Annotated in this window: 21 protein-coding genes; 13 read left to right on the plus strand and 8 right to left on the minus strand. The window is 50.1% G+C overall.

The genetic code is table 11. The features are described 5' to 3' along the window. The first annotated feature begins 10 nt into the window (after positions 1–10). From IPI29_02010 to IPI29_02020, 3 genes are all read left to right on the plus strand, one after another. The gene (locus IPI29_02010; protein ID MBK7411310.1) at positions 11–415 is read left to right on the plus strand and encodes a VOC family protein; all 405 of its coding nucleotides are present in this window, start codon (positions 11–13) and stop codon (positions 413–415) included. After that, the gene (locus IPI29_02015) at positions 412–795 is read left to right on the plus strand and encodes a DUF1801 domain-containing protein (GenBank protein MBK7411311.1); all 384 of its coding nucleotides are present in this window, start codon (positions 412–414) and stop codon (positions 793–795) included. Before IPI29_02010 ends, IPI29_02015 begins: the two co-directional genes overlap by 4 nt. A 150-nt stretch (positions 796–945) precedes the next feature. Further along, complete coding sequence (locus tag IPI29_02020) at positions 946–1,308, plus strand: hypothetical protein (protein ID MBK7411312.1); 363 nt, start codon at positions 946–948, stop codon at positions 1,306–1,308. Positions 1,309–1,330: 22 nt separating this feature from the next. On the opposite strand, the gene IPI29_02025 is transcribed toward IPI29_02020, so the two are convergent. Continuing rightward, positions 1,331–1,684: a helix-turn-helix domain-containing protein gene (locus IPI29_02025; GenBank protein MBK7411313.1), complete on the minus strand. Its 354-nt coding sequence runs from the start codon at positions 1,682–1,684 to the stop codon at positions 1,331–1,333. Between the two features lie 2 nt (positions 1,685–1,686). Beyond that, the gene (locus IPI29_02030) at positions 1,687–2,025 is read right to left on the minus strand and encodes a type II toxin-antitoxin system RelE/ParE family toxin (GenBank protein MBK7411314.1); all 339 of its coding nucleotides are present in this window, start codon (positions 2,023–2,025) and stop codon (positions 1,687–1,689) included. A 489-nt stretch (positions 2,026–2,514) separates the two neighbouring features. On the opposite strand from IPI29_02030, the gene IPI29_02035 reads away from it, so the two are divergent. From IPI29_02035 to IPI29_02045, 3 genes are all read left to right on the plus strand, one after another. Next, entirely contained in the window at positions 2,515–2,997 is a 483-nt protein-coding gene (locus IPI29_02035; GenBank protein MBK7411315.1) for a hypothetical protein, read from the plus strand. Between the two features lie 382 nt (positions 2,998–3,379). Continuing rightward, positions 3,380–4,669 (plus strand): T9SS type A sorting domain-containing protein, encoded by a 1,290-nt coding sequence (locus IPI29_02040; GenBank protein ID MBK7411316.1) that lies wholly within the window; start codon positions 3,380–3,382, stop codon positions 4,667–4,669. Between the two features lie 168 nt (positions 4,670–4,837). Continuing rightward, the gene (locus IPI29_02045) at positions 4,838–5,668 is read left to right on the plus strand and encodes a hypothetical protein (protein ID MBK7411317.1); all 831 of its coding nucleotides are present in this window, start codon (positions 4,838–4,840) and stop codon (positions 5,666–5,668) included. A 191-nt stretch (positions 5,669–5,859) separates the two neighbouring features. On the opposite strand, the gene IPI29_02050 is transcribed toward IPI29_02045, so the two are convergent. The 6 genes from IPI29_02050 to IPI29_02075 all read right to left on the minus strand — a co-directional run bounded on the left by IPI29_02050 (position 5,860) and on the right by IPI29_02075 (position 11,822). Further along, positions 5,860–7,839: a DUF2075 domain-containing protein gene (locus tag IPI29_02050; protein ID MBK7411318.1), complete on the minus strand. Its 1,980-nt coding sequence runs from the start codon at positions 7,837–7,839 to the stop codon at positions 5,860–5,862. A 106-nt stretch (positions 7,840–7,945) separates the two neighbouring features. Then, complete coding sequence (locus IPI29_02055; GenBank protein MBK7411319.1) at positions 7,946–8,875, minus strand: alpha/beta hydrolase; 930 nt, start codon at positions 8,873–8,875, stop codon at positions 7,946–7,948. 100 nt (positions 8,876–8,975) lie between these two features. Then, positions 8,976–9,242: a hypothetical protein gene (locus IPI29_02060; GenBank protein ID MBK7411320.1), complete on the minus strand. Its 267-nt coding sequence runs from the start codon at positions 9,240–9,242 to the stop codon at positions 8,976–8,978. 270 nt (positions 9,243–9,512) lie between these two features. Continuing rightward, positions 9,513–9,839, minus strand: a complete 327-nt coding sequence (locus IPI29_02065) for a hypothetical protein (GenBank protein ID MBK7411321.1) — start codon at positions 9,837–9,839, stop codon at positions 9,513–9,515. Positions 9,840–9,910: 71 nt separating this feature from the next. Then, positions 9,911–10,360 (minus strand): hypothetical protein, encoded by a 450-nt coding sequence (locus IPI29_02070; protein MBK7411322.1) that lies wholly within the window; start codon positions 10,358–10,360, stop codon positions 9,911–9,913. Between the two features lie 16 nt (positions 10,361–10,376). Beyond that, complete coding sequence (locus IPI29_02075; GenBank protein MBK7411323.1) at positions 10,377–11,822, minus strand: right-handed parallel beta-helix repeat-containing protein; 1,446 nt, start codon at positions 11,820–11,822, stop codon at positions 10,377–10,379. Between the two features lie 67 nt (positions 11,823–11,889). Between IPI29_02075 and IPI29_02080 the strand changes: the two genes are divergently transcribed. From IPI29_02080 to IPI29_02110, 7 genes are all read left to right on the plus strand, one after another. After that, complete coding sequence (locus tag IPI29_02080; GenBank protein MBK7411324.1) at positions 11,890–12,687, plus strand: SIMPL domain-containing protein; 798 nt, start codon at positions 11,890–11,892, stop codon at positions 12,685–12,687. A 644-nt stretch (positions 12,688–13,331) separates the two neighbouring features. After that, entirely contained in the window at positions 13,332–15,266 is a 1,935-nt protein-coding gene (locus IPI29_02085; GenBank protein MBK7411325.1) for an OmpA family protein, read from the plus strand. 428 nt (positions 15,267–15,694) lie between these two features. Next, positions 15,695–18,739, plus strand: coding sequence for a T9SS type A sorting domain-containing protein (locus IPI29_02090; GenBank protein ID MBK7411326.1), 3,045 nt, complete (start codon positions 15,695–15,697; stop codon positions 18,737–18,739). A 3,191-nt stretch (positions 18,740–21,930) separates the two neighbouring features. Beyond that, on the plus strand, positions 21,931–22,755 hold the full coding sequence (locus IPI29_02095) for a T9SS type A sorting domain-containing protein (protein ID MBK7411327.1): 825 nt from the start codon (positions 21,931–21,933) through the stop codon (positions 22,753–22,755). A gap of 140 nt (positions 22,756–22,895) precedes the next feature. Next, positions 22,896–24,164 (plus strand): phosphoribosylamine--glycine ligase, encoded by a 1,269-nt coding sequence (gene purD, locus IPI29_02100; protein MBK7411328.1) that lies wholly within the window; start codon positions 22,896–22,898, stop codon positions 24,162–24,164. Then, positions 24,161–25,078 (plus strand): NAD-dependent epimerase/dehydratase family protein, encoded by a 918-nt coding sequence (locus IPI29_02105; GenBank protein MBK7411329.1) that lies wholly within the window; start codon positions 24,161–24,163, stop codon positions 25,076–25,078. Before purD ends, IPI29_02105 begins: the two co-directional genes overlap by 4 nt. Positions 25,079–25,204: 126 nt before the next feature. Further along, a complete protein-coding gene (locus IPI29_02110; protein MBK7411330.1) occupies positions 25,205–25,738 on the plus strand; it encodes a cytochrome c in 534 nt (177 codons plus the stop codon). Positions 25,739–25,749 lie beyond the last annotated feature (11 nt).

A 25,749-nucleotide genomic window follows, 5' to 3' on the forward strand; every position in this document is an offset into this window, starting at 1 on the left:
CAACCTTCATATGCCGCACAAACCATTCACGATCAAGAGCCTGAGTTTTGTTTCGCTCTACATGCGAGACATTGAAGCTGCCGTGGCATTTTATACCTCAGTGTTCGGTCCGCACGAGTACACAGAAGAGAATGAGATCCTCTACGGTTGGAGAATGGGATCCACGTGGTTGACGATGTTCCCAAGCACCGCCGGAACCGCCACAGATCGTAATCCGTGTAATACGGAGTTTGCCATTGAAGTGTCGTCTCCAGCTGAGGTTGATGTGCTCTACGCTGCTCTTGTCTCAGCAGGGGCAACTATAGGAATGACTCCTCGAGATACAACCATGTATGTGCCGATGCGATTCTGCTGTGTTGACGATCCCTTTGGCGTCAGGATCGATGTCTATTGTCCGCTTGGAACAGACCTATGACTGAACAAACCGATGTTGAAGAATATCTCCGCACGTTTGAGCACCCTAACAAGGAAGTTCTGTTGCGCGTGCGTGAGATCATACTCGGCGTTGATCCCAAGATTCAAGAAGGCATCAAGTGGAAGGTGCCCAGCTTCCGCACCACCGAATTCTTCGCAACGTTTCATGTCAGGTCGAAGAAGGGTATGGGGCTTGTCCTTCATTTTGGTGCGAAGAAACGCCAAGATCTGCCCGAACGGTCAACGATCTCAGATCCCACGAACCTGCTCGAGTGGCTATCTGATGACCGGGCGATGATCACATTTGGATCGATCCAAGAGGTTGACAAGAGCGAGCATGAGTTCGCAAACATCATACGTCAGTGGAGTAAACTTGTCTGATTCGCTCAGTACGCTCGAGCGAAAGCTGTAGGTGCCGGTGATCGCGATCATGCTAGCATGTTCATTAGTTGTAGCGCTTGAAGTGTCTTTTCTCAACTATTTTGAGAGAGGCTAAATGAGCAATTCACGAATGATAATCGGGGGGCTACTATGGAAACAGATCCTACAGTTCATGACAGAGATTCAGAAGAGGCCTTTGCCTATGCCATAGAACAGATGCATGGCGGAATTCCACTTTTTAAGATCGAGGAGCAGCTAGTTCAACGCGGATTGAGCGAGGAATCTGCTTCGGCCGTCATCGCACGAGTTTCGGACTACCGTACATCCTCTGAAGCAAAGGAAGCTCGCAGCAGCATGAATCAAGGTGCCGTCTGGTTCTTAGGCGGGATTGTCGTTACCGTAGCAACCTATGTGCTTGCAACCGGAGGTGGAACCTATGTTGTTGCATGGGGTGCCGTCGTTTTCGGTGGAATCCAATTCGTACGTGGCTACATGAAACTGCAGAACTATTGAGAAGATGTGATCGGTGTTCTTTCTATGCCCGTGAGCCAGACCTCTTACTCGAAGCAGGGGATCTTTTACCCACGACCGTTGCAACGATGGCCTTCTCCGGCATGTCGAGGGCTATAAGAACACGGATCAAGAGGTCGAAAGACACGGACGGATCGCCGGCTTCGAGTTTCGCGATCCTAGATTGGCTTGTACCGACTCGTTCTGCAAGCTCCGTTTGTGTGAGATGACACTTTTTCCGTCGGGTATACACTTCCATTACAAGAGAAGCCTTGATGTTGACATACTTTTCCTCACTTGGTGTGAGGGTAAGGAACTCAGCAACAGAGCCCACTCTAAACCCCGCAGACTCTAGTCGTCTTTTTCGAACATCATTCATGATCAATCCTCCTGTAGGTCATACCATCGAAAACTTGCGATGCATGTTTTGATAACTGACGTAGGAAGTGTTTCTGTCTTCTTCTTGAACACATCGACGACAAGTATGACTTCCGTATCGATTCTGTAGATGATTCTCCATGTCACATTTCCGTCATTGATTCGTAGCTCATGGCAGTTTCGACCGATCATCGGTAAAGGCCGCGAAAATGGCATTGAGATCAAGCCACCTAGCTGCAGAACCCGCAAGAGTAAGCCTGTCTTTTTCCTTGCCTCCGCCGAAAACGGTGGAGTTCTTACTGAACCATGAATCCAAACGATGACCTTTTCTTTGAAGTACATGCTCGCCTCACAAAATATGTCAAAAGTGACATATCGTCAAAACGTGATGATTGTATTCTCCAGTAAGTGTCTTCATCGTCGAAGAACGTGACGAATGTCATTGAGACTCTCCTGATGGATAGATAGGTTTGAGAATCGGTCATAGAGGTCGACCTACGACCTCACTGAAACAGAGGCACCTATGCTAAGGGTCATACTCATCATCTTTGTCGCAGCTGCTCTCATCATCGGCATCGCCTTTGTTTGGGGCTAGATGAACAGCGAACACAGAACAGCGAACAGCGAACAGCGAACACAGAACAGCGAACACAGAACAGCGAACGTCATCCCGAGCGAAGTCGAGGGACAACGAGAGAGGGCGTAGAGACGAAGGGATAATGGGGCTGGAGACGCAACGCCATCTATGTTCGCCAACCTCGGGCAGAACATTCCATATATTCGAATTGATACTTTGAATAACTGATACATACATCCCTCCGGCAGGTCGACATGAAACGTGTTGTTGTTTCTATTGTGCTCCTTGCCTTCGCACTGCTTCTACCTTCTCGCATGTTGGCACAGTGGGTGTCAGTAGACGGACCATACGTAGACGCTGGTGGTGTCTTTGCGCAAGTTGGTTCGAATCTTTTCGTAGCTACAGAAAATTATGTTTTCCGCTCCACGAACAATGGTGATAGCTGGACACCCGTTAATAACGGTCTGCCAGAAGATGGGATTTATTCACTTTTAGGTGTTGGGACAAAACTTTATGCAGGCGCGGATGCTAGTTCGGGTTCACTCTATGTTTCCTCCGATAGTGGAGCAAGTTGGAAGATGTTAGATATGATGTATTTCAAAAGCGGAATCAAGCAACCTGTTGGGGACGTCATGTCTTTGGCTTCGCTGGGTGAAAATCTGTTCGTTGGTACATCATATGGCCTAGTGTTACGCTCGGATAACGAAGGCGACAGCTGGACCTTGGTAAAAAGGTAATATGTCATACTCCGTAACTCTTATGGCGCATGAGTCTACTCTCTATGCCGGTACTCATCGTGTTTGCTCATCAACAAATCAGGGGAATGATTGGACAGATAGTGGAAGTCTCCTCTCAAGAACTAGAGTTGTATCCTTTGCGAAAATTGCAACGCATCTGTTTGCGGCAACAAATGGGGTGGGGGTGATACATTCGCCCGACGATGGCATTACATGGGATACGGTAGACAATGGCTTACCTGATACTACAGTCAACACTCTCCTCGCAAGTGGTAATGCTCTGTTTGCGGGTACACGGTCAAGGGGAGTGTATGTCTCTTCAAACTATGGGGCGAGCTGGAGTCCTTCCAATAATGGTTTGACAGACACCACAGTTGCGTCGTTGATCGAGCATGGCAAGTATCTTTTTGCCTCAACGCCTAACCAGGGAATCCTCCGCTCATCTGATCAAGGTGCTTCATGGACAGAAGCCAATATTGGATTTTCAGGCACATCTTTAGTTCGCTCCATACTGAGCAGGGGAGAATATCTTTTTGCTGGAACCGACAAGGGGGGTGCATACCGACATAATGGGGTGAATTGGCGTTCAACAAAGGTTGGTCTTCAAACTGAGTATGCCAGCTCTTTGGCGGTTCAAGACTCAGTCTTGTTTGTTGGAGTCTTTCGCGTGCAGGCTGCGAATCAACGAGGTGGCGTATTCCGTTCCTCCGACGATGGTGATTCGTGGCGTCCATACAACACTGGCCCTAGCAGTGATGTTTGGAGCCTAGCCGTCAACGATGCAAATGTGTTCGCCGGAACGCAGATTGGTGTGTATCGTTCCACTGATTATGGAGATAATTGGAACGCTGCCAATGGCCCAATTAAAGGCGGAATGGGGATAGAAATGAGATATCAGTACATCTTATCTCTCGCTTCTATAGGGACAACGATATTTGCGGGGGGAAATAGAGATGTCTTTGTATCTACAAACTACGGATCGACTTGGAGTTTTGTGAGATTCAATGTACCCACGGACAGAATTAGGTCTCTGGCTGCTATTGGAACAAATATGTTTGCTACAACCGTTAACGGGGGAGTGTTTCGTATCTCAGGAAGCGGTGATACCTACACCGCGGAATCGGCTGGTCTATCTGGGAAGACCGTAAACTCTCTTGCAGTTAGTGGCACGAATCTCTTTGCAGGAACGGTTGATGGGGGAGTCTTTCTGACAACTGACATGGGTAAAACGTGGACGTCTATTAATGATGGCCTCCCTTATTCGTCGGTTACTGCATTAGCAATACATAAAGGAAATCTATATGCGGGTGCAGCATCAATCGTCGAGTTCTGGCATGGCGCGGGTGTCTTTGTTCGCCCCCTTTCTGAGATTGTAACAACGGTAAATGAAACATCCGCAAGCGAGTTGACTCCATTGCTTCAATCTCAGAACTTTCCGAATCCCTTCACTAATGTGACAGACATTGAATTCACGTTGAGAGAATCTGCACACGTTACCATTACGATCTACAATGCACTCGGTGCAATTGTGCAGACAATAGCGTCCAAGGAATTTCCGGCAGGTCACAACACTGCAACATGGGATGCATCCTCCCATGAAGTCGGTCTGTATTTCTATCGCATAATTGTTGGGTCGCAAAGTGAGACCAAGAGTCTCTTGATCATGCGTTAGCGGGTGGCCTCCACGGTTATTCCACTCGTACCTACCTCTCCACTTCGTGTCGTGGTTCCTTTAAAACGTGACAGATGTCATGGGCTATTGCTCCGGGTCGACGTAGATTTCACCACCAGTTGAACGTGATGAGTCATCACACCCGTGCGTGTTTATGCAGGAGGAGCTATGCTGAAGATCATAATCTCAATTGTCGTTGTAGCTGCTCTCATCATCGGCATTGTCTACGCATGGGGATACTATCGATGGGCAACGCGTACAGAATCGTTGCGCTCAAAGCTCTATGGAACAATGCAGAGCCCCATTCCCGCAACGTATGACCCACACGAGCTTGACAGTCTTCCGTCATGTGTGCAGCGATACCTGCGTTTGGTGCTTGTGCCTGGTCAGCCCATCATACGCGAGGTCTACCTCGAGCATGAGGGAGAGATGGACATGTCGCAAGACAAGTGGGTACCATTCACCTCAAAGCAATACATCTCCACACGTGAGCCCGGTTTTATCTGGGACGCGCGCATTGCTATGTTCCCCGGCATCAAGGCACACGTCCACGATGCCTTTGTAGATGGCAAGGGGCTCCTTCACGCCTCAGTGATCGGACTCATCACCATGATGGAACAATCCGGCAGTGCCTTCGACTACGGCGAGTATCTACGGTGGTGTGCGGAGTCCGCGTGGTACCCAACCGCCATGTTGCCGAGTCAGGGGGCGTCATGGCAGCCCCTTACCGACACCTCTGCCCGTGTGACCTTCAAAAACGGATCGTTAACTGCCACCCTCACCGTCACATTCAGTCCAGACGGACTCATGAGTACCATCCGAGCCGAAGACCGCGGCAGGGAAGTGAACAGTCAGACCATCCCCACCCCCTGGGAAGGCCGATGGAGTAACTACATCCGCATGAACGGCATGCTTGTGCCGGGTACCGGTGAAGTAGCGTGGATTCTGGAGGAGGGAAGGAAGGTGTATTGGAAAGGCCGAATAGCGAATAGCGAATAGCGAATAGCGAACAGCGAACAGCGAACAGCGAACAGAGAACAGCGAACAGCGAACAGCGAACAGAGAACGTCATCCCGAGCGGAGTCGAGCGATTGTTTTCGTCTAGAGATACAAGGTCCTTCTGGATGGAACGCACTAAAGCAATCCTTCTGATCCAACAATAACTGAACCTTCCCATTGTACTTGGCCCCCTATACCGCCTTCACCCCAATGTCACGGAGATACTTATATGTGCCATCATAGAACGCGGGCTTGCGGGTAATGTCTTGCTCGGAGCCGTGGGGGACGCAGATTACCATGCCCTGGCGGGCGCGGGTGAGGAGGACGCGGTAGGCATTTAATTGGTAGGCTTGACGATCGGGGTGCTTGACGTTTGTCCACCGGTCGCCTCGGAATGAAAACTGCTGCCAAACATTGCGAGTATTTGCGTGACGGAAGTCTGCATCCCATGCAATACATGTCCAGTCAAGCTCTAATCCCTGCACATCAAACTCTGTTGCAACAGTCTCAAGAAAATATGAGGAACGTACATCTTGCTTGGCGTTCAAGAACCAATGTACGGGGTTGATCTTTGACGTTACATCTATCGCATAGGGACGGAGCCGCTGCGCAGCACTCGATGCGAGTATCCCATACCGCTCACTACCACGAGCACGTTCTTTCACCCACTGCTTGGCAGCAGCAACATCGCGTGTTACGACTATGGGGAAGCTCTTCTGTATTTGAGCAAGTAGCGTCGATGCCTCGGTGTCGAAACGAAGAAGCGCATTTACAAAGCCGGACACAGACTCGGAACGAAACGACCGCACGGATGCAGACAGATGGAGCGCAGGCATGTGTGTAAACACGCCGCGCTGAGTAAGATCTTCAAGGGGCTCGTGTGTTCCACTCTCACTCAATGCGAGATGCGATGACGCATACACCTTCCAGTTATGGAAGCGAGATCTACACGCCTCAAGCCACGCCGCAATGCCGGCCTCCCCACGGTTGATCTCTTGTCCATTGCCAACCAGACAAACTATCACTGCCCACTCGTGGTGACGGTCCATGCAGGAAATGAGAAACTCGGGCTCGGAATGATCAAAGTCTTTTACGCCCTTCTTGCTCGACATAAACCGCTTCGTCATCTCCCTGTTCCACGCACGCTGCGCTTCGTCGAACACCACGATCTGTTCTGCAGGAGGCTCCTCGGAATGCACTCCTTCGTCACGGAAGTGGTGAACATTTTGAATAAAGGACTTAACGCTATGCTCAGCCGACTTCTTTGTCTTCCTCTCACCTCGTTCCTTAGCCTGCCGAACAGCATCACGCGTCAGCGCCTCGCGTAAAACGGCTACGAGTGGGGCATTACCGGAGAGATACACGCAGTGTTGCTTTGTTTCTTTGTCGATGGAAGTTGTTGCAAGATCGAGCCCAATAAGTGTCTTGCCTGCACCGGGTACACCGGTGACAAAACAAATTGCTTTTTCGCCCCGGGACCTCGTCGCATGTATGACATCGATCAGCGACGATGCCGTTTTCGACAGCGCACCCTCTCCTGCGGTACTGTTTGTGATCTCGCTTATGTTGTGTCTACGATACAACGCACGTGCAGCCTCGATGATCGTCGGTGTAGGCTCATACGCCCCTTTCGACCAAGTTTGAGCATCGATGTTGGGGCCAGATGAAGAACCAAGTACGAGGTCAATGAAGGAGCGCAAATGCGAAGCAGATGTAATAGCCACGTTTAGCATTCGCTCATCCACTGGGTCGAAGCGGACCACCGGTTTTGCCTTCCCAGCTTCTGTGACAAGCAATGGAGCCAGCACTACGTCATGCGATGGTCGATGGAAATATCGCAGATCCAACGCGTAGTCGGTTACCTGGTCCATCGCCGCAGAAGATGTTGTGCCCGAACCCGTCTTAAATTCAAGCACAAACACAACGTGTTTGATGACGGCCACCACGTCAATACGTGACGCAAGTCGCGGCACATCAAACTCAAAGAAGAGATGCCCATCGTGGTCTGAACCAGCGAACGTATCACTTAGCGCCTGCACGGTATCATCCCAGGCCGTAAGCTGCTCTCCCGTCTGCTCCGGTGGTGCCACAGAGCGCAATCGTGCCTGCAGTGTCGCCACGGACTCCCTGCGTAACTCCTCGAGCGATACTGACAGCAAGGAACGATTCATGTTTGGAAGATCGGGGATATGGGGCGACTAGCCAAATGGAAGCACCAATAAAGAGTAGCGAATAGCGAATTGTCAGTCCTAGCTGTGGTCTGTTGCGTATTGACTTTCAGTGAAGAAGTCTAATTACCCACTGTATACACTCCACTTCATTCACGATGGACCAGGAGTGGGGATGACGTTGACCGTTAGATCTGTAGCCTGTTTGATATGTCTGCATGAACTCGGCGCGGGTGTTGCCCATTAAGACGAGGCGATTGATGAGCTCAGATGTTACTTCGTAGTTCGAGAGATGCACGGTTTGGTTGCGGTTTATGATACGCCAGGCAATGTCCACGTCGTGATAGGTTCGGACGGCGATGTTTGCGAGGTAACGTTCGTTCTGACTGAGTGAAGGATCCATACTGAAGGCTGTGAGCTTGGCATATGTTCTGATGTTCTCTCTTGGTATGCCGTAGTCACTCTTGATGAAGTTAATCGCACGCTGAGCCTCCTCGACGGCGAGATCGGAGTACTTGTTCTTCAAAGCAAGCTCCAACAAGTCATAGACTGTGAAAATGTCGATGGGGGAGTCAACTGTGAACACTCCAGCCGGACGGATCGGTGACTTCTCCGGGTGCTCGGCACAGAGTTCCGCATACCGCATTGCGATCATTCCACCGGCGGAGAAGCCCCCTAACACAAAATTGTCGGGTGAGACGGAGTATCGCCTTCGGACATCACTGATCACTGACGTTAAGCGACCTTGCGTAACGCTATCTGCGTAGAGCTTGTTGCCACAGGCGAAGAATACCGTCAAGAGCCTGTTGGTATAGGCGACGTTGTGGAGCTTCGTTTCCGGAGGCGTGTCCTCGGCTTGTTGTCCGAAACCAGCCAATAGAATGAGTACACCGGCGATGGAGTCACGCTCCCTTGGCTCTACAACGAGGTAATGTCCGAAGGTGCTATCTCTGTCGTCGAACGAGATCTTCTGGATGGTCTGCGCACTCATCGACAGCGTGAAGAGTGCGATCGCGAATGGAAATGTTATATATCTCATGAGAATTCTACTTCTAGTTCTTAAGAACGGCTACATACGCTGCCTTGCCGATGTCGTTGAGGGTTTGGTCGGGGTGACGTTTGAATTCGTATGGGTGACCCTAGTAGATGACCTTGTCACTTTCGAACACGACGTAGAACTCCGCAGACTTGGATCCGATCACCTGAGGAAACATCATGACACGATAGTCACTAGTGGTATGCCCCGGAACGGTAAATGGCACATCTATCGTTGGGCGAATTGATGTAAAGGGAAGTACCGTTGATGCTGTCATGCCCTTGTTGATCATTTCCGCTTCTGCAAAGGAGTATGTCTTGCATGAGGTAGCAACAACTGCAATGGAGAGGAAGATAGGGAAGGACTTCACCATTTGTTGGATTTTGATATCTGGGTAATACGCACACCGAGAGCGGCTATTCTGTCGTCCTCGCACTTTTTAAAGTCGGGACCAAAGCCCCAATATTGAAGTCTTTCGTACTCATAGAGGACCACCACTGGCGATCGTTCGATCATCTACGACAAACGGATACAGCTCTATTTGTCGATATCCGAATACAACAATTGATTCTGACTGCTACAAGACGCCATCAGAGTGGCGAGCATGATCGTAGAGAACGTGAAAAGGACATTCATACTGTCACTTCGTCATTTCCACGGCGATCCTGCCGATTTCGTTTAGGCGTGGATCTGGATGTCGATTGAACTCATATGGGTGACCCCAATACAAGAGCTTGTCGTTTTCGAAAACAGCGATGTAATCCGACTTCGGCTTACTTACAAACAACGAAGAGAAATCACTGCTCGTACGACCGACTGACATTTCAAACACCATGGCGATGATCGTGTTGTTCGACCCCTGAGGAACTGCAAACGTCACGGTCTGCCTCGGCTCAACTGATAGCACCTCGCTAACGCTGGCAGAAGTCATACCCTTTTGAAGTCTGTTCGCTTCTGAAAGACTCATGGTTGAAGATGCGCACGAAACAAACAACAACGATGTCGCGCTCAGTGCTATCACAATACAGAATATCTTCATTAGGGAGCTTCCTTGAAAAAGAGGTCATGAACGAACGGTGCAACTCGTTGCATCTCATCGTCTTCAGACTTCGAAAAGTCGCCGATCATACCCCAGTATCTAAGCTTATCCTTCTCGAAGAGGCAAACAAAGATGTTTGTGATGTCTGTGGTAGTGGTGATTGGCTCTGTTCTATACGTGCCGGCCGCCACATTTCCCGTACTAGACGGGTAGTACGATGTGGATTGATATTGTAATGTGACGATGGAATACTCGTCGATCACATACGACTGTCCACCAACCAAGATCGTGTCCCTCTTCTTCGGATTCTTGGTGATCTCGCGCGCCACCTGTTCGTGCGTCATGCCTTTCTGCAACGTTCGTAGATTTTGATAGGTTATCATCCCCGGTTCGCACCCGAGAACGACAAAGACCAATGCTACGAAGACCAATGTGTGGTGTTTTTGCATGTCGGAAAGATACGAGTTACTCCACCACCAAGAACTCCTGCAAACCTGCCGGCACGTGATGTTCACCGCCATTAAGCTCGATCCGACGGAGAAGTCGGCCGCGTAGGTCGTAGAGTGCGCATGTTCTGCGTTGTCCATCAATTGGGAGTCGCACGATGAAGCCGGTGGTGGTGCGTGTGATGGATCGATGTTCGTTCGTGACGTTCTCAAACACACTGGTTACGGTAGCCCCCTCATATGCTCCGATGCTAGGGGGCGATACATAACGTTTGTTGCGTTTATCTTGTGCGGGGCCTACGCTGATCTGCCCCTTACCTACTGCCGGACTAATCGAGCTGATCGAGAAGTCAGTTGTCGGGTTGATAAAGAGTGGGTCTTCGCCATAGATAGACGCGCTCTCTACAACTGGCGCGATGTTCTCGTTGGAACGTGATGGCACATCTGAGTTGTACCAGAGGTTGTGCGAAACAAGAAACGTTTCGGGCGCAGTGTTGGGCCCAACATTGAAATGTGCATTGAGTGTGTTTCGAAAAACGATGATATTATTCTGAATGGAGATTTTGCCACATGGCATAAATCGAGATGTATCCACGTTCTCTTGAAGAATGCGAAACGGCCAGGCTGTTGGGTTAACGATGGTGTTATTCACCACCCAAGAACCCACGGCACCGGCAAAGGCAATGGATGCACGACATCCCAAAAAGGTATTGGTGTAGACATGGATGCGCACGGCTTCGTATCGGGCGTCTGCTGGACGGAAGAAGGGGAGTCCGGTTGATCCGCCAATATTGATCCCTCTGTCACCACAATTCTCAAAGGTGTTCGAAATGATATCAATGTCTTGTGAACCACCCTTGGCCTGAATGCCTCCGTCTGTTGTGCCGCGAAGAAGGCAATTGTAGATGAATCCGCCGTGACAGCCAACGAGGTCAATACAAAGGCTTTTAACGGGACCACGATCGAATCTACAGTTTTCGATACCGAAGAAATTCACTCCAGCCATCTTTAAGAAATTTGTGTTCACATTGCTCGCCCCCTCCATATCCTCAAACACAATGTTGCGGACGATAATGGTTTCAGACGGAGTTCCGATCGTGCCTCCGTCATCAAAGAACAAGGCATTGCCTTTCTGACCACGCATTGTGAAGTTCTGCACAGTGAGGTACGAACAATCAACGAACTGCATGGAGGACGACGGACCACTGATGATGACAGAATCCTGCGAGACACCCTCGATGACGATCGGCCTTTCCCACGTGCCTTTCTTCTCAACGATATAGGTCGACGTGGTATACGTCCCCGGATGTATCAGCACCGTATCACCCGGCTGTGTCTGCACAATAGCCGACTGGATCGTTGGATAGGTCTTGCCCACACCAACATTCAATGTGGTAGCGATAAGGGGCAGGCCCGGAACGAACAATGCCAGTGCCGTAAGCAGGAGGAGGGAGCGTGTGGTCATTTTTATCATGGTGCATTTTAACACCTATCAATATAAAATAGCCGCTTCAACCCCTCGTCAGGTGAACATGATCAAACCCATCGCCTGTTTCGCCGTGATCCTGTTGACCTCGTGTACAACCCCATCAGTTCGCACCATAAAGGTCATTGGTGAGGCCAAGCGCTTTGTGACGCCCACGTCGGCATTCGTCGGTTTGAATGTGGAGTGCAAACGTTCAACACCATTGCAAGCAAGTCTTGCCCTCGATTCAAGCATGCTGTTGGTACAATCCTATTGTCGGCGAGCCAACGTACCACCAACAGACCTAAGTTCTGAAACCTATGATGTATCGGAGCATTTGGTTCGTCGACGAACAGGACCGAACAACCACGAGCTCGATTCCTCCAGTGGTTGGAGGGCGATGACCGCTGTATCGGTTCATGTAAAGAGGTTACCAGAGATCGATAGTCTTGTGACGGGATTAACGGCAATACACGGACTCACAGTTGTTGGCATCTCCTTCCATCTTGATAGTACGGAACGAATCAACGACACGCTTCGACGTGAGGCGATCAAAGACGCACGTTCTCGTGCTGAGGCAATGGCACAAACACTCGGTTGTTCAGTGGGGGATCCGATCTCGATCGAAGACGGAGGAACACGGATCCTTCGAGGCGCGGATGTTAATGATCAAGGCTTACGGCCTCGCTTCTTTGGCATCAATGGACGTAGTTCGACCAGAGATCTGCTTTCTGGAATCGGCGGAATCGTCCAAGACTCTCATGATGTGACAGACTATTCTCTTTTCGGAAATGCCATCGCTCCAGGACTATTCCTTGTCACTCGAGGCTGCAACGCTGAGTTTGTTCTTGAATGCAACAAGTGAACACCAATGTGCAGGCACTACACTCGAACCGGCACCCCTTCTCTAGCGTAGCGTGAGAGAAGGGGACGGGGGATGAGTTTCGTACTAAAACGCGGTCCCTCGACTTCGCTCGGGATGACGGTGCTCATTGAATTGTCGAACGAGGTCCCTCGCTTCGCTCGGGATGACGCAGACTTCGCTCGACGTCTAAATGAAGAAACGCGAGCACCATCCATGATGGTGCTCGCGTTTCTCTTGTAAACAATCCAGGCGAGCGGCGTCATCCCGAGGAGCGGAGCGACGAGGGACCTATCAAGAAATGGCGTAACGACAAAATGACTGCACTGTCTGTACCGGCTCCCGTCCCTCGAACACGCCCGGGATGGCGCTGTGACGATCTGTCATGCCGCCATACCGTCATACCGTCATTTCGTCATACCGTCATACCGTCATTTCATCATTACGAGCGAAGCGAGTGAAGTCATTTCGACATCGGGCTAAAGTCCGATGCTATTCCCTCCGTACCTTTGCTGATAAGGCCTCTTCACATATCAGTGTTGTAGCGGGGGATTTGCGTGTACTGTCGACGAGTTCTTGTAATTATGATGGTGGTCGGCAGTGCAATCACTGTTCATGCCCAAGATCGAGTGGGGTATGGACTTTGGATGAACGCGGCCTTTCTTCTGCCAAATGCTGACTTTCGGGCATTCCCTGGGGTCCCAAGTTGCTGTCCGGCCTATGTTGATGGCTCAGGCAATGGATTCCTCGCCGGTGTCTCAATGGATGTACCGATCGTTTCGAACTTTCGGTTGACTCTCCGAGCTGGTTTTTCCATTGCCAACCAGATTCTGTCTCGAGACGAAGAAACAGTCGTCTCTGGTAACCGCCCGGGCGTATTCAGACATTCAGTTGATGCCTCATTGAATGATGTGGTTTTTGAGCCCCTTCTAAAATATTCGATCGCGTCTCCAGTGTGGATCTTGGGGGGTCTTCAGGCAACGTTTGCTGTGAGGCGGTCATTCTCGCAATCAGAGCAGATCATACAACCACTGGACGAAGTGTTCCCCAACGGATCGAGCACTCAAAACGAAGTATCGAACGCTGATATCCCAAATGCACGAGCATTCGGGCTCTCTCTTCTGATAGGCGCTGGCATTGATCTTCCTCTCAACACCAGTGCCACTGTAGTGCTATCGCCTGAGATCTTGTATTCCTATGGGCTAACAAATCTCGTTGATGAAGTATCCTGGAAAAATAACGCCGTGAGGATTGGTGCTACCTTGGCATGGATGCCCATTCCACCTGTGATGATGTATGAGCGTCAAGACCGCGATGTCATAGACACTGTGATTCGTAGATCTCGAAGGATCGTAGAATCTGTCCTTGTCCAAGGAACTGAGAGTATCAGAGAAGAGATTCTTACCAAGGATACGCTAACGATCACTATTCATACGAATACTCGCACAGACACACTATTCATCCCTGATGGATACCCAGCGGACATTGCTGGCGATGGAGAGGTGTCGATATCAACATCAACGACGATCGTACAACACTACACGCCTTTGCTGAACACGATCTACTTTGACGACGGACAAGAAGTGATCCCTGACCGTTATGTTCGGTTGGGACGAGAGACAACTGCAGCCTTTGCAGACAGCATTAGGCTCATGCGGACTCCTATTCAAGCACATCGCTCAATGCTAAACATTATCGGCTATCGTTTGCAACAGGACAGTCGCGCAGTTGTGACAATAGCGGGTGCTACTTCTATGGAAGGGGCAGATCTGGTTTCACCGCAGATTGCTCTTCGTAGGGCACAGGTCGTACGCGATTATTTGGTGACAGTGTGGAAGATCGAACGGGATCGGATACGTGTGACAGCCGAAGATCTACCGTTGAAGGCCGCACGCCGCGGCACAGCAGCAGGGGATGCAGAGAACCGACGTGTTACGATCACGTCAACAGACTATTCCATTGTGAGGCCAATCTCTCTGCTTGATACAGTCCTGCTATCAACTGGGATAGCTAAGGCTTCAGTTTATGGCGAAGCTGTTCGACAGCCAGGCACGATCAGCGTCAAGATCGGCGATCTCGATTTCGGACCAGATCAGCCGTATGAAAAGAGCCTTACATCTGAACAATGTAGGATCTTGCGTGAACAAGAAGCGGTCGTACTTTCTGTGAACTATACGGATGAATTCGCGAGAGTGACAAAGGCGCAACGAACTATACCCATTGAGCAAACGAGAATGAAGGACAGTGTTCCTGCCGTTCGTAGGCATACACTTGCCATCTTTCCCATCGGCACAACAAACCTCGATAGTCGTCAGAATGAATCAATCGGACAGTTCGCTCGCACGGTAGGTTCGGAAGACGTAGTCGAAGTGTTTGGCTATGCAGACAATGTGGGTGACGCTCGACGGAATCAACAGATCGCAAATGAGCGCGCAGAGGCCGTTGCTCAAGTATTAAAATCGGCAGGTGTTTATCCGATCATAAAGGGAATCGTCGTCGATGCCAGCAGTATTGACGGCCAGCCTGAGTATCGAGTGCTTCAACGAAGTGGAGAAGTAGTGCTCAGGAGGAATTCTCGATGATATACCTTGCACTCAGCACCTTCCTTTTGACAATAGTCTGCTCCATAAATGCGTTGAGTCAGACTCTCCATCTCTCAGACTTCGATCTTTCTAGATTCCCTCGTGTATCTGCCCAACTTCATGGGTATGATACAAGCCATCGGCCTGTGGCAATTGATGGGGCGTCTTTAACCTTACAGGAAGATGAGAGAGTCCTATCGGCACGTGTCAGAAGTTGTGATCAGTCTTCATTGCCTAAGAGAGTATCGGCGGGTATCTTCATGTTTGAGCCTGTAGCGGAGGTATATCAATCGTCTAAGCAGGAGATATTCTTTCGAGTAGGAGAGGGGTTGATTAGGGACTCCAGTGAAGTCTTGCTTGGCAGTTGCAGATATTCTCAGGAGAGAAACGCTCCACAGTACACAACGGATACTACAACCTTACGAGCCATGCTACGAGAGTTCGTGATCTTTCAGAACTGCCATGAAAGACCAAGTGGAGTTGAGAAGTTCCTCAAAGCATCAGATTCTGCACGATACAAGCCGATACTCGTTCTCATTGCGAATAGTGGTATCCGAATAAGTCTTAATGCAAAGTACATCCGTGATCTTGCCTTGCAGGCTCTTAATGTGAATTGCTCTGTGTATCTCGTCGACATCGGAAGCGGCCTCTATAATGGTATCGACAGTCTCTGTCGACGGTCGGGTGGTTTTTCTGTTAGACTACGATCAAGTTCGGATTCTGAACTACAAGCAGCTCTGACCAAGGTCTTCACTCATGCTCAGCGTACGAATGGATGCACAATCGAATGGGTCTCACCCGATCATTGTAGTAGCTCGTATCGAAATGTCACAGTCGAGGCATCGACCGGCGCTACGAAGTATATGTACCATGTACCTCCTACGGTGTTGCCTCTCGTACGACATGAACCATTCATAGTGTCCTTTCCCGATGGTGTGCCTGGAGTACGTCGTGATACGACGATTGTGATAATCGCTAGGCGGGGCAATCTTACGGTCAAGGGAATATTCTCGACAAACGATCAATTCACGATCGAACCGACCACATTCTCAATTGCAGAAGGCGATTCTATCTCGTTACGCGTGGCATATACGCGAAAGGATCGCGAGTGGTGCTATAGCCAGTTCACGTTGAACACCGAGAGTTGTCCGTACGAATTCATTGTGTATGCAGATGCAGCTAAGGATGAAAAAAGATGGTCTCCGTATCCCGTGATTAGCCTCATGTCACCGAAAGTTGGTGACACGTTAGGGATCGGCGAAACCGTCGACCTCTCTTGGGTGGGAGGTGACAGCAGCGAACCTGTCCGCATTGCGTATCGACTAGGTCCCAATATTCCGTGGACTACCATTGCAGACTCAGTAGTGGGTAGGTCATACAAGTGGAAGATCCCAAATAGCCCTACTAACGTTGCAGAACTCCGAGTTCAGCCACGCGGTCAATCGCGACGTTCCCCTGCGATGTTCCAAACGAGAGTTGACCTGACGTCATATTCTCAGGGAGTCAACATTGATAAGCACGGGAATATCTACTTCACAGGGAGGGGATACGAGCCATTCATGTTTGGAGACTCGGCGATCACTTCAAGCGGTGGGGCAGGCCTCATACCGTTCGCTATGAAGCTTGATTCTATGTGTAGGATCAAGTGGTTAGCACAACACCCGGGCATTTTGAATCTGAGAAAGGCAGCCGCTGTAGACGATTCCGGAGGTATTCATGTATATGGATCGCATCCCATGTATAAGAAGGACAGTGGCGGTTGGATCTATAACGCGACAGACAGTTTTGATCTACACCACTGGTTCGTTGATTCTACCGGTTTGATTAGAACATTCACTAAATCCGGCTTTGACAATCACGAAGATTATAGTGATTACGAAGGCGTTGTGAGCGATGGCTCGAATGCTCGGTACGAAGTGACGTGGTTCCAACACAAGACGTACCGAGGAACTCAGGAGTTCATATCTCCTCTCTTTGGTCTATTAGTTAGCAGAGCAAATCATATTGGGCACATCGACTGGAGCTTCCCAATTCTTCAGGATGAAGGTGGAAACGTAACTAGCCGCGTCCTGGTTATTCCCGATGTAGAAGGAGAGGCCTTCGTGATTATTGATCCTTACCACGTTATCAAAATCGGCGACTCCGTGATCTCAAGAGAGAATGCTAGAGCAGGAAGCTTCTACTTCGCAAAACTTTCAACAAGGGGGCAATTGATTTGGCTCAAACGAGTATACGTCGGTAAGGGCTTCCTCGATTCTTTTACAAGAGACCCGAATGGTGGCTGCTTGTTTTCAGTGCGACAGTTGGGCGTAGCTGAGATCGATGGTCAGCCGTTCGTTCCTCCGTCAGACTCAGCCGTGAGAGTTCTTCACTTATCTTCGTCAGGGCAGATTCGCAGCATTCATCGCTCGGATTATGTATCCAATCGAAGGTTGTCGCCACTGGGTGTGTTTGACGACGGATCGTTTTTAGCATCAAGCACAAGTCCAGACAAAATACATTTGGGCGTTCAAGGTAAGTATGAGAGTATGTATGTCCTAATCGATTCAAATGGTGTACTTAAAAGGATCGTAGATAGTGCTGGTCAAGGAACGGGAGGGTACTATCACAACGATAAGATGTTCATTGAGTATGGCAATACGAAGAGTCCTCTTCGCGTAAACGACGAGTTTGACGTGATTCCAACGAAGAGTAGTAGTGGTGTTGCATGGCCTCAATTCTATTTGGCGAAAATGCCTTTGGAATATGTTCTGAACAGAGGCGTATCGTCACCGTTTGTCATAGCCGACGTTGGGTCCATTTCAACTCACATACGTGCCGCGAACATTTCTGGAATACCCGGCGAATCCGTTCTCGTGAAGGTGCTTATTGATAGTGTCACCAACCGTGATCTGTTGCCAGCTCAGATATCGTGGACTGCTCGTTTACGATGGAACTCGAGCATTCTCTATCCGTTGGAACTTGATTGTCGGCAGATTGGGTCTAACTGTCAGGTAGAGGTTTCTGGAGTATGGGATGTTTCAGACAGTCTTCTCATTTCAACTCCAGCCGTTGTAACCCTCGGTCAAACAGATCGTGGAAAGATCACAATCGACTCGTTTGCATGGGAGCCAACGCCCTTGCGAATACGCACTACCACCACGGATGGTGAGATCACGGTTACCGGTCTCTGCGAAGACCCTAACGTCCGGCTACTCATTGGAACTGCGAGCTCTTTCTCATTAGCAGCACGACCAAATCCAGCCTCAACTGTGATCAACATCGAGTTGGGGTTACGGGAGCCCCTTACCGTATCGATTGAATTGATCAACGAGATGGGTCAGACTGTGGCCACCTTTGTGGATGGCCAACAATATGTAAAGGGGCTGCATTTGATCGGTGGTGATGTTTCGACAATTGCAACGGGCATGTATTTCCTGCGAGTCAGATCTGCAAAGGGCACGCTTACAAGTCGGTTGGCGATCGTTCGGTGACGAACTTCTCAATGGAATAACAGGTCATTTCTTCCTCCGTATCTTTGTTTGGTCTATGTTGTAGAAGTCAGTGACCAAATCGCTGTTACGGCTCGGGGCGCGCGAGTTATGAACACGCCTAATTGGAGTTGTGGAGGTGAAAGTGATAGTGATAGTCGAATATTCTGAGAATCGAGCACTTCAGTGTCATGACCGGAAAAGTGTCCGTAGGAGTAGATAATGAGATCCCTCGGGTTCTGTTTCGGTGTGCTCTTCCTCTTCGTAGCCATACAGGTAAACGCGCAATCGATCATCATCACCGATATTGATGGCTCATCTTTCCCCGTGATGAACGCTAATCTGAAAGTGTTAGATAACGAAGGTAATAGAGTAGCCGTAGATGAGCAGAGCATCACGTTAGTAGAAGATGGAAAGCCGTGTGAGGTTAGAGTTCGATATTGTGATCTGGGAGGAACGTTCCAGCGGTTGTCATTTATGACAGAAACGAAATGTAGGCTGGAATCAGCACGGGCAGAGGTGTTTCATCATGTGCAGCACACATTGCAAAGTTTAGCAGAACGTGTACATCATCGGAGACACAAATGAGCTTGATGATATACTGTTCTCTAGCATTGTTTCTTTCAACCACGATTCAGTGCCTGGGCCAATCCGTCCACTTATCCGATATCAATAGCTCGAAATTCCCAACGATGTCAGCATCAGTGTTTGGGTTCGACGCCCGACACAAGACTGTGTTGATCGACGGTACATCAATCGTTCTTCGTGAGAACAATGCTCCAGTCACGATCCGGTCATTTCGGTGTCCTCAATCAAACGAGAGGCAGAGAATCTCGGTCTCTATCGTCCCAATGGATATCCTTGTGTCAGTCCCTGAGTCACAGCGAGTATTCTCATCTGTAGCGAATGCACTTCTTAAGGACTCGTGTGAGGTGTTCATACCACATTGCTACTTCAAAGCTAGTGAGGCAAGGCGGAGTTATTCGACGGATTCAGCTAGAGTTGATTCGATGATTACGCAGCAAAACTACTCTCAATGCCGATTGTTAGATGATCAGATTGGTCAACTAACTGCAGTTGCGGATTCAGCTCGATACAAGCCGATAATTGTTGTTGTGAATCGTGCTTCTAGCTCGGAGGGGTTGCCAAATGATATTGTCCGAAGATTGTACCTGTCAAACAGCACACTTTATGTGATTGAGATTGACAGAGAAGCTAATGAAAGCGTTGCAAACGCATGTGTAAAGTCGGGCGGATTATCAATCAGAGCAGCGTCCTACTCAGAAGAGGATCTGTTGCCCATCTTCAAAAAGATCTTTGCTCTAGCTCAGAGAGCTTCGCCTTGTGTGATCGAATGGGAATCGCCAGATCACTGCAGGTTGGAGTATCGAGACGTTGAAATTGCTAACACTCTAGGTAAAACGAGTCTGTCCTATTTGCCAGATACATACCAAATGGCTTTGATTCGTCATGAACCATTTATTACGGCGTTTCCTCTTGACAGTATAGGTAGTGTAAGAGACACTACAGTCTTTGTGTATGCTCGTAGAGGACGACTCGATGTCAATTCAATATCTTCAAGCTCTTCCGATTTTATTGTATCACCGTCGTCTTTCCAAATCGACGAAGGTGACTCGATAGCCTTACATGTTCAGTACGTACGACGAACGAGGGACTGGTGTTTCTCACGCATACTGTTGAACACATCCGACTGTCCCTACGAGATCGTTGTTTATGGAAATGGTAGCAACGAATCTGATTCTGCATTTAAGCCACTTCGGATATCGACACCTTCCGCAAACGATCAACTTGAAGTGGGTGATACGGTCGAGATTCAATGGACGGGAGGACTTATCTCAGATAGAGTTGTATTGGAGTATCGCCTTGGCAGCGGGACAGAATGGAGATTGATAACTGACACTGCCGTTGGGAAACGATATCGTTGGCGAGTTCCAAGTGCAGCTACTGACTCTGGTCAGCTACGAATTCGACCCAATCTTGGATCTCGTAGATCGCAGATGGTAGCCCAAACTAGATTTCGAACGTACTACCGTGGGTTTGGTGCGGACATCGATATCAATGGTACCGTCTATTTTGCTGGCGAGGGATGGATGCCTTTTGAGTTTAACGATACTGTTTTCGTAGATGAGGCTCGTAACAATGCGGTGAGTTACATACTCGCTTGTGACAGTAAACAAAGGTTTCAGTGGTTAACGCGAATGATACCGTTGCGTTATCTAATGGAAACAGGGTCATTGATCAGGGACGATTCCGGGTACGTGCATCGATACGGATCACATGTACACTATTATTTGCCATCCACCTCTGAACAGATTTTCGCTGACCAGGATAGTTTGGATCTACACCAACTGGTATTGGACAAAGAAGGCCACATTGTCTCATTCAAGAGATCCGGGATTCAGAACAATGAAAAGTATATGTACGTTGTTAAGGACGGTTCAAATGTGCGTTATGAAGTGAGTTGGTTTGATCGAGTGACGCTTCGTGGCAGAGAGATGTATACTGCTCCTACTTATGGGACCCTTGTAGATCGGACTAACCATCTTGGTCACATTGAATGGACATTTTGTTTACAGAGCGTCCAGGTTAGTGCTTCATACCCGCAGGTAATCCCTGACAATGAAGGAGGTCTCCTTTTGATAGTTGGAGGACAACAAATCACACAAATCGGAGATAGTTTGATATCTCGGACTAGTCCGGCTCCGCAATATTATGTGATTCGACTGTCCCCCAAAGGCAAGTTGGAGTGGATTAAGAATCTACACGTTACGGGTGGAAACTATGCGGGGGCGGCTAGAGATCCGAAAGGTGGTTACATCATTGCAGTCAAAGGCAGAAGTGTGATGCTTGGAAGTGAGAAATACGGTAATGACACGAGTACTTCTCTCTTGCTTCTTCACCTTGACAATATGGCCGACGTTCACCCAATGACTGAGGTTGCTTTCAAGGAAACCGAAAATTCTAGCCTGCTCCAAGTGCTTCAAGATGGAACCGTAATATTGGGCTGCCAAACGAAAGACAGCACATTCCGCGGAAGCAAATATTCTTCAAGAAGCATTATGCTTATACTCAGTCCAACTGGTGAAGTCCTGAATGTCCGTGATGATATTCCTGAGTCTTATTCGAACCTTGTTGTTCAGCCTAACGGGATGATCCTTGCCTCTGGTTCGACAATGTCACGCCTGAAAATACTGGATACTGTCGTTTCGCCTCCAGATTCATTGATTGACCTTCAAGACCAGTTCTTTGTAGCAAAGTCACCTTATGATCAACACTCAAGTCTCAACGTTGTATCACCGATCAAGTTTTCAAGTAAGAGAGACATAACAATTCATATTCGGGCCTTAAGCGTCTCCGGTGCTCCGGGCGAGTCGGTTGAAGTTCAATTGGTGGTCGATAGCGTTGCGAATGCAGACCTTTTGACCCTTCCACTAGCCTGGTCAGCCCAGGCGCGGTGGAATTCAAGTATCCTATTCCCTGACTCTATAGTTTGTCAAGCCGATGGAGAATATTGCAAGGTCGAGTTATCCGGAGTTTGGAGTGGCACCTTAGGCACACTTACAACAGCTCCTGCTCTTGTAACCCTCGGTCAAACAGATCGTGGAATGATAAATATTGAGTCGTTTACTTGGGAGCCAACGCCCTTGCGAATACGCACTACCACCACGGATGGTGAGATCACGGTTACCGGTCTCTGCGAAGACCCTAACGTCCGACTACTCATTGGAACTGCGAGCTCTTTCTCATTAGCAGCACGACCAAATCCAGCCTCAACTGTGATAAACATCGAGTTGGGGTTACGGGAGCCCCTTACCGTATCGATTGAACTGATCAACGAAATGGGTCAGACTGTTGTCACCTTTGTGGATGGCCAACCATATGTAAAGGGGCTCCATTTGATCGGTGGTGATGTTTCGACAATTGCCACAGGCATGTATTTCCTGCGTGTCAGATCTGCAAAGGGCACGCTTACAAGTCGGTTGGCGATCGTCCGATAGCGCGGTCCCTCGATCCTCCCTTCGGCAGGACAGGCTCCGCTCGGGATGACGCGCTCCTCTTCGCCCCTTCACCCTTTCGCCCTTTCGCCCTTTCGCCATCGGGCTAAAGCCCGATGCTATTCCTCCGTACCTTTGCACCCATGGAACGCATCTTACTTATCGGCTCGGGTGGACGGGAACATGCTCTGGCAAAGGCACTCGTCGCATCAACATCATGTGAAAAACTCTGGGCGGCACCGGGGAATCCGGGGATCGAACGGGAGGCGGAATGTGTGAAGCTGAATGAGGCCGACCACGAAGCAGTAGCGAAGTTCTGCCTGAAGAACAACGTTACGCTGGTGGTGATCGGTCCGGAACAGCCACTGTCCGAAGGTCTTGCCGACTTCCTCCGCGAGGAGAACGTTGATGTGTTCGGGCCGTCAAAAGCAGCTGCTCGACTCGAATGGTCCAAGGGATTCTCCAAGGACTTCATGCTCAAACACCACATCCCAACTGCGCCGTATCGGAGGTTCACTCCGTCAGAGCGAGCTGCTGCATTGGACCACGTGCGCATCCATACGCTGCCGGTGGTGATCAAATACGACGGTCTGGCAGCAGGGAAGGGTGTGGTTGTTGCCACCACCCGCGAAGAAGCTCTCGTTGCCGTGAATGATATGTTCGATGGAGCATTTGGGAGCGATGGTGTTGTGATCGAAGGCTTCCTCACGGGCGAAGAAGCAAGTGTGTTTGCCGTGTGTGACGGTCGCGATTTTGTTCTGCTTGCCCCAGCTCAGGATCATAAGCGCATAGGTGACGGCGACACAGGCAAGAATACGGGTGGTATGGGTGCCTATGCTCCGACACAGGTCGTAACCCCGGAGATCCTCGCCACAGTTCGAACGCGGATTGTGAAGCCAGTTCTTGATGGTATGCGGGAAGCAGGAAGCCCCTTCATCGGATGTCTGTTTGTTGGATTGATGATCGATGGTGCAGAGGTGAACGTGGTAGAGTTCAATGCACGCTTCGGCGACCCAGAGACGCAGGTCGTGATGAGTGTCTTGAATGCAGATGTTGCAGCACTGTTCGCATCGGCAGCTCGCGGCGCGATCGATGCTGCCACTATTCGCACTGTGGCCATGGGCTATGCATGTAACGTGGTCCTTGCATCAGAAGGCTATCCCGACGAGTATCGTAAGGGGCTCCCCATCGCCGGTATCGATGAGGCAGAGGCCGATCCGCATGTAACGGTGTACCATGCCGGCACAACGAATCTCAATGACACACTTGTTACGAATGGGGGACGTGTGTTGGGTGTAACAGCCACCGCTGATACACTTGCTAACGCAGTTCGACGTTCGTACGATGCGTGCGCAAAGATCTCGTTCACTGGCAAGACGCATCGCTCTGATATTGCAGCAAAAGCACTATGAAGATCCTCGTAACCGGCGGCGCCGGCTTCATCGGTTCACATATCGCAGAAACATACCTCGCCGCAGGGCATGATGTGACCATCGTTGATGACCTCTCTATGGGGTCGCGGGAAAACGTCCCTGATGGTGCGCAGTTCGTTGAGCTCGACATCACAACCGACGCCTTTACGCAGTTCGTCATGGACGAACGGTTCGACGCTATCAATCATCACGCCGCCCACATGGAACTCCGCGTCAGCGTTGAGAAACCCGTGCACGATGCGTCGATCAACATCCTTGGGTCGCTCCGACTCCTCGAAGCCGCCCGCAGATCCGGCGTACAACACGTGATCCTTGCGTCCACAACGGCTGTACTTGGTGAGTTCACCCAACTCCCGGCAACCGAATCCCATCCTGTGAGACCCATCGCCCCCTACGGAGTCTCGAAACGGTCGATGGAACTCTATGCCGACTACGAACACACCGTTCACGGCATGAGCATCTCCATCCTCCGATACACCAACGTCTACGGTCCGAGGCAGAATCCAAATGGTGAATCCGGTGTGATCGCCATCTTCCTCGAAAAATTCTTGAAGGGGGCTATCCCCACGATTCATGGTGACGGATCGCAGGAACGCGACTACCTCCATGTGGCGGATGTAGCATGCGCCAATCTCGCCGCTCTTGACGCGCGGGTGCAGGGGATCTATCACGTATGTAGCAACAGTGCCGCAAGCGTCAACGATGTGGTTCGTATGCTCAGAACAGCCCTAGGCACTGATGCAGAGGTTATACACGGTCCAGCTAAGCCGGGAGATCCGGCCAAGACCCGAGGGTCTCATGCGGCATTCTCTGCCCTTACCGGGTGGCATCCTGTAACTCCGTTGGAAGAGGGGATCCGTACTACTGCTGAGTGGTTTCGAACGAGGCAGTGAACCTTTCTTGCGAAGAAAAGGTTTGAAGAAACATCTGCACAATGACCTATCCGTTTTTTCACGTCGCCGTCTCCTATTAACTTTGGGGATTGGGCCGGATACATCTTAACGATGAGGTTGGTGAACATGCAGAAGTTTGGATCCCGCGTTGTAGTTGTTGGTTTGTCGATCGTTGCCGCTGTGACCCTCACCGCGTGTAACGTACAAGGGTTCTTCACCGATCTTCAGGACGATCCCGTGTGGGTCGATCCAAATGCCGCAGCAGCAGCTGCAGCAGGCACCGCCGACGCCGGCGGACCGGGCAAGGCCGTCTACGGACGGATCTGTGCCGCCTGCCACCTTGGCAGCGGGAAGGGAGTCCCCGGAAACAACATCCCAGCCCTTGCCGGTTCGGCATTGGCAACAGGGGATGCAGGAAAACCGATCAGCATCGTGCTGCATGGGTTCCGTGGCCCTATCGAACGTAATGGCGTTCAGATCAACGGTCAGATGGCCGCTTGGAAGGATCAGCTCAGCGATCAAGAGATCGCCGATGTGCTGACGTATGTACGCAGTGCGTTCGGGAATGCCGGCGCTGCGGTAACACCGGACGAAGTCAAGACGATCCGCGAGGCAACTGCCTCCCGCACGCAGCCCTTCACTGAAGCTGAGCTGCCGTAATCTCCTTTCGA

It is taken from the genome of Ignavibacteria bacterium (assembly GCA_016707005.1).
Lineage (GTDB): Bacteria > Bacteroidota > Ignavibacteria > Kapaibacteriales > Kapaibacteriaceae > UBA10438.

Bases quoted from the DNA above. Each gene is read 5' to 3' on its own strand.
- IPI29_02010 (MBK7411310.1), top strand. From the start codon at position 11: ATGCCGCACAAACCATTCACGATCAAGAGCCTGAGTTTTGTTTCGCTC.
- IPI29_02015 (MBK7411311.1), top strand. From the start codon at position 412: ATGACTGAACAAACCGATGTTGAAGAATATCTCCGCACGTTTGAGCAC.
- IPI29_02020 (MBK7411312.1), top strand. From the start codon at position 946: ATGGAAACAGATCCTACAGTTCATGACAGAGATTCAGAAGAGGCCTTT.
- IPI29_02025 (MBK7411313.1), bottom strand. From the start codon at position 1,684: ATGAATGATGTTCGAAAAAGACGACTAGAGTCTGCGGGGTTTAGAGTG.
- IPI29_02030 (MBK7411314.1), bottom strand. From the start codon at position 2,025: ATGTACTTCAAAGAAAAGGTCATCGTTTGGATTCATGGTTCAGTAAGA.
- IPI29_02035 (MBK7411315.1), top strand. From the start codon at position 2,515: ATGAAACGTGTTGTTGTTTCTATTGTGCTCCTTGCCTTCGCACTGCTT.
- IPI29_02045 (MBK7411317.1), top strand. From the start codon at position 4,838: ATGCTGAAGATCATAATCTCAATTGTCGTTGTAGCTGCTCTCATCATC.
- IPI29_02050 (MBK7411318.1), bottom strand. From the start codon at position 7,839: ATGAATCGTTCCTTGCTGTCAGTATCGCTCGAGGAGTTACGCAGGGAG.
- IPI29_02055 (MBK7411319.1), bottom strand. From the start codon at position 8,875: ATGAGATATATAACATTTCCATTCGCGATCGCACTCTTCACGCTGTCG.
- IPI29_02065 (MBK7411321.1), bottom strand. From the start codon at position 9,839: ATGAGTCTTTCAGAAGCGAACAGACTTCAAAAGGGTATGACTTCTGCC.
- IPI29_02070 (MBK7411322.1), bottom strand. From the start codon at position 10,360: ATGCAAAAACACCACACATTGGTCTTCGTAGCATTGGTCTTTGTCGTT.
- IPI29_02075 (MBK7411323.1), bottom strand. From the start codon at position 11,822: ATGACCACACGCTCCCTCCTCCTGCTTACGGCACTGGCATTGTTCGTT.
- IPI29_02080 (MBK7411324.1), top strand. From the start codon at position 11,890: ATGATCAAACCCATCGCCTGTTTCGCCGTGATCCTGTTGACCTCGTGT.
- IPI29_02085 (MBK7411325.1), top strand. From the start codon at position 13,332: ATGAACGCGGCCTTTCTTCTGCCAAATGCTGACTTTCGGGCATTCCCT.
- IPI29_02090 (MBK7411326.1), top strand. From the start codon at position 15,695: ATGCTACGAGAGTTCGTGATCTTTCAGAACTGCCATGAAAGACCAAGT.
- IPI29_02095 (MBK7411327.1), top strand. From the start codon at position 21,931: ATGTCACGCCTGAAAATACTGGATACTGTCGTTTCGCCTCCAGATTCA.
- purD (MBK7411328.1), top strand. From the start codon at position 22,896: ATGGAACGCATCTTACTTATCGGCTCGGGTGGACGGGAACATGCTCTG.
- IPI29_02105 (MBK7411329.1), top strand. From the start codon at position 24,161: ATGAAGATCCTCGTAACCGGCGGCGCCGGCTTCATCGGTTCACATATC.
- IPI29_02110 (MBK7411330.1), top strand. From the start codon at position 25,205: ATGCAGAAGTTTGGATCCCGCGTTGTAGTTGTTGGTTTGTCGATCGTT.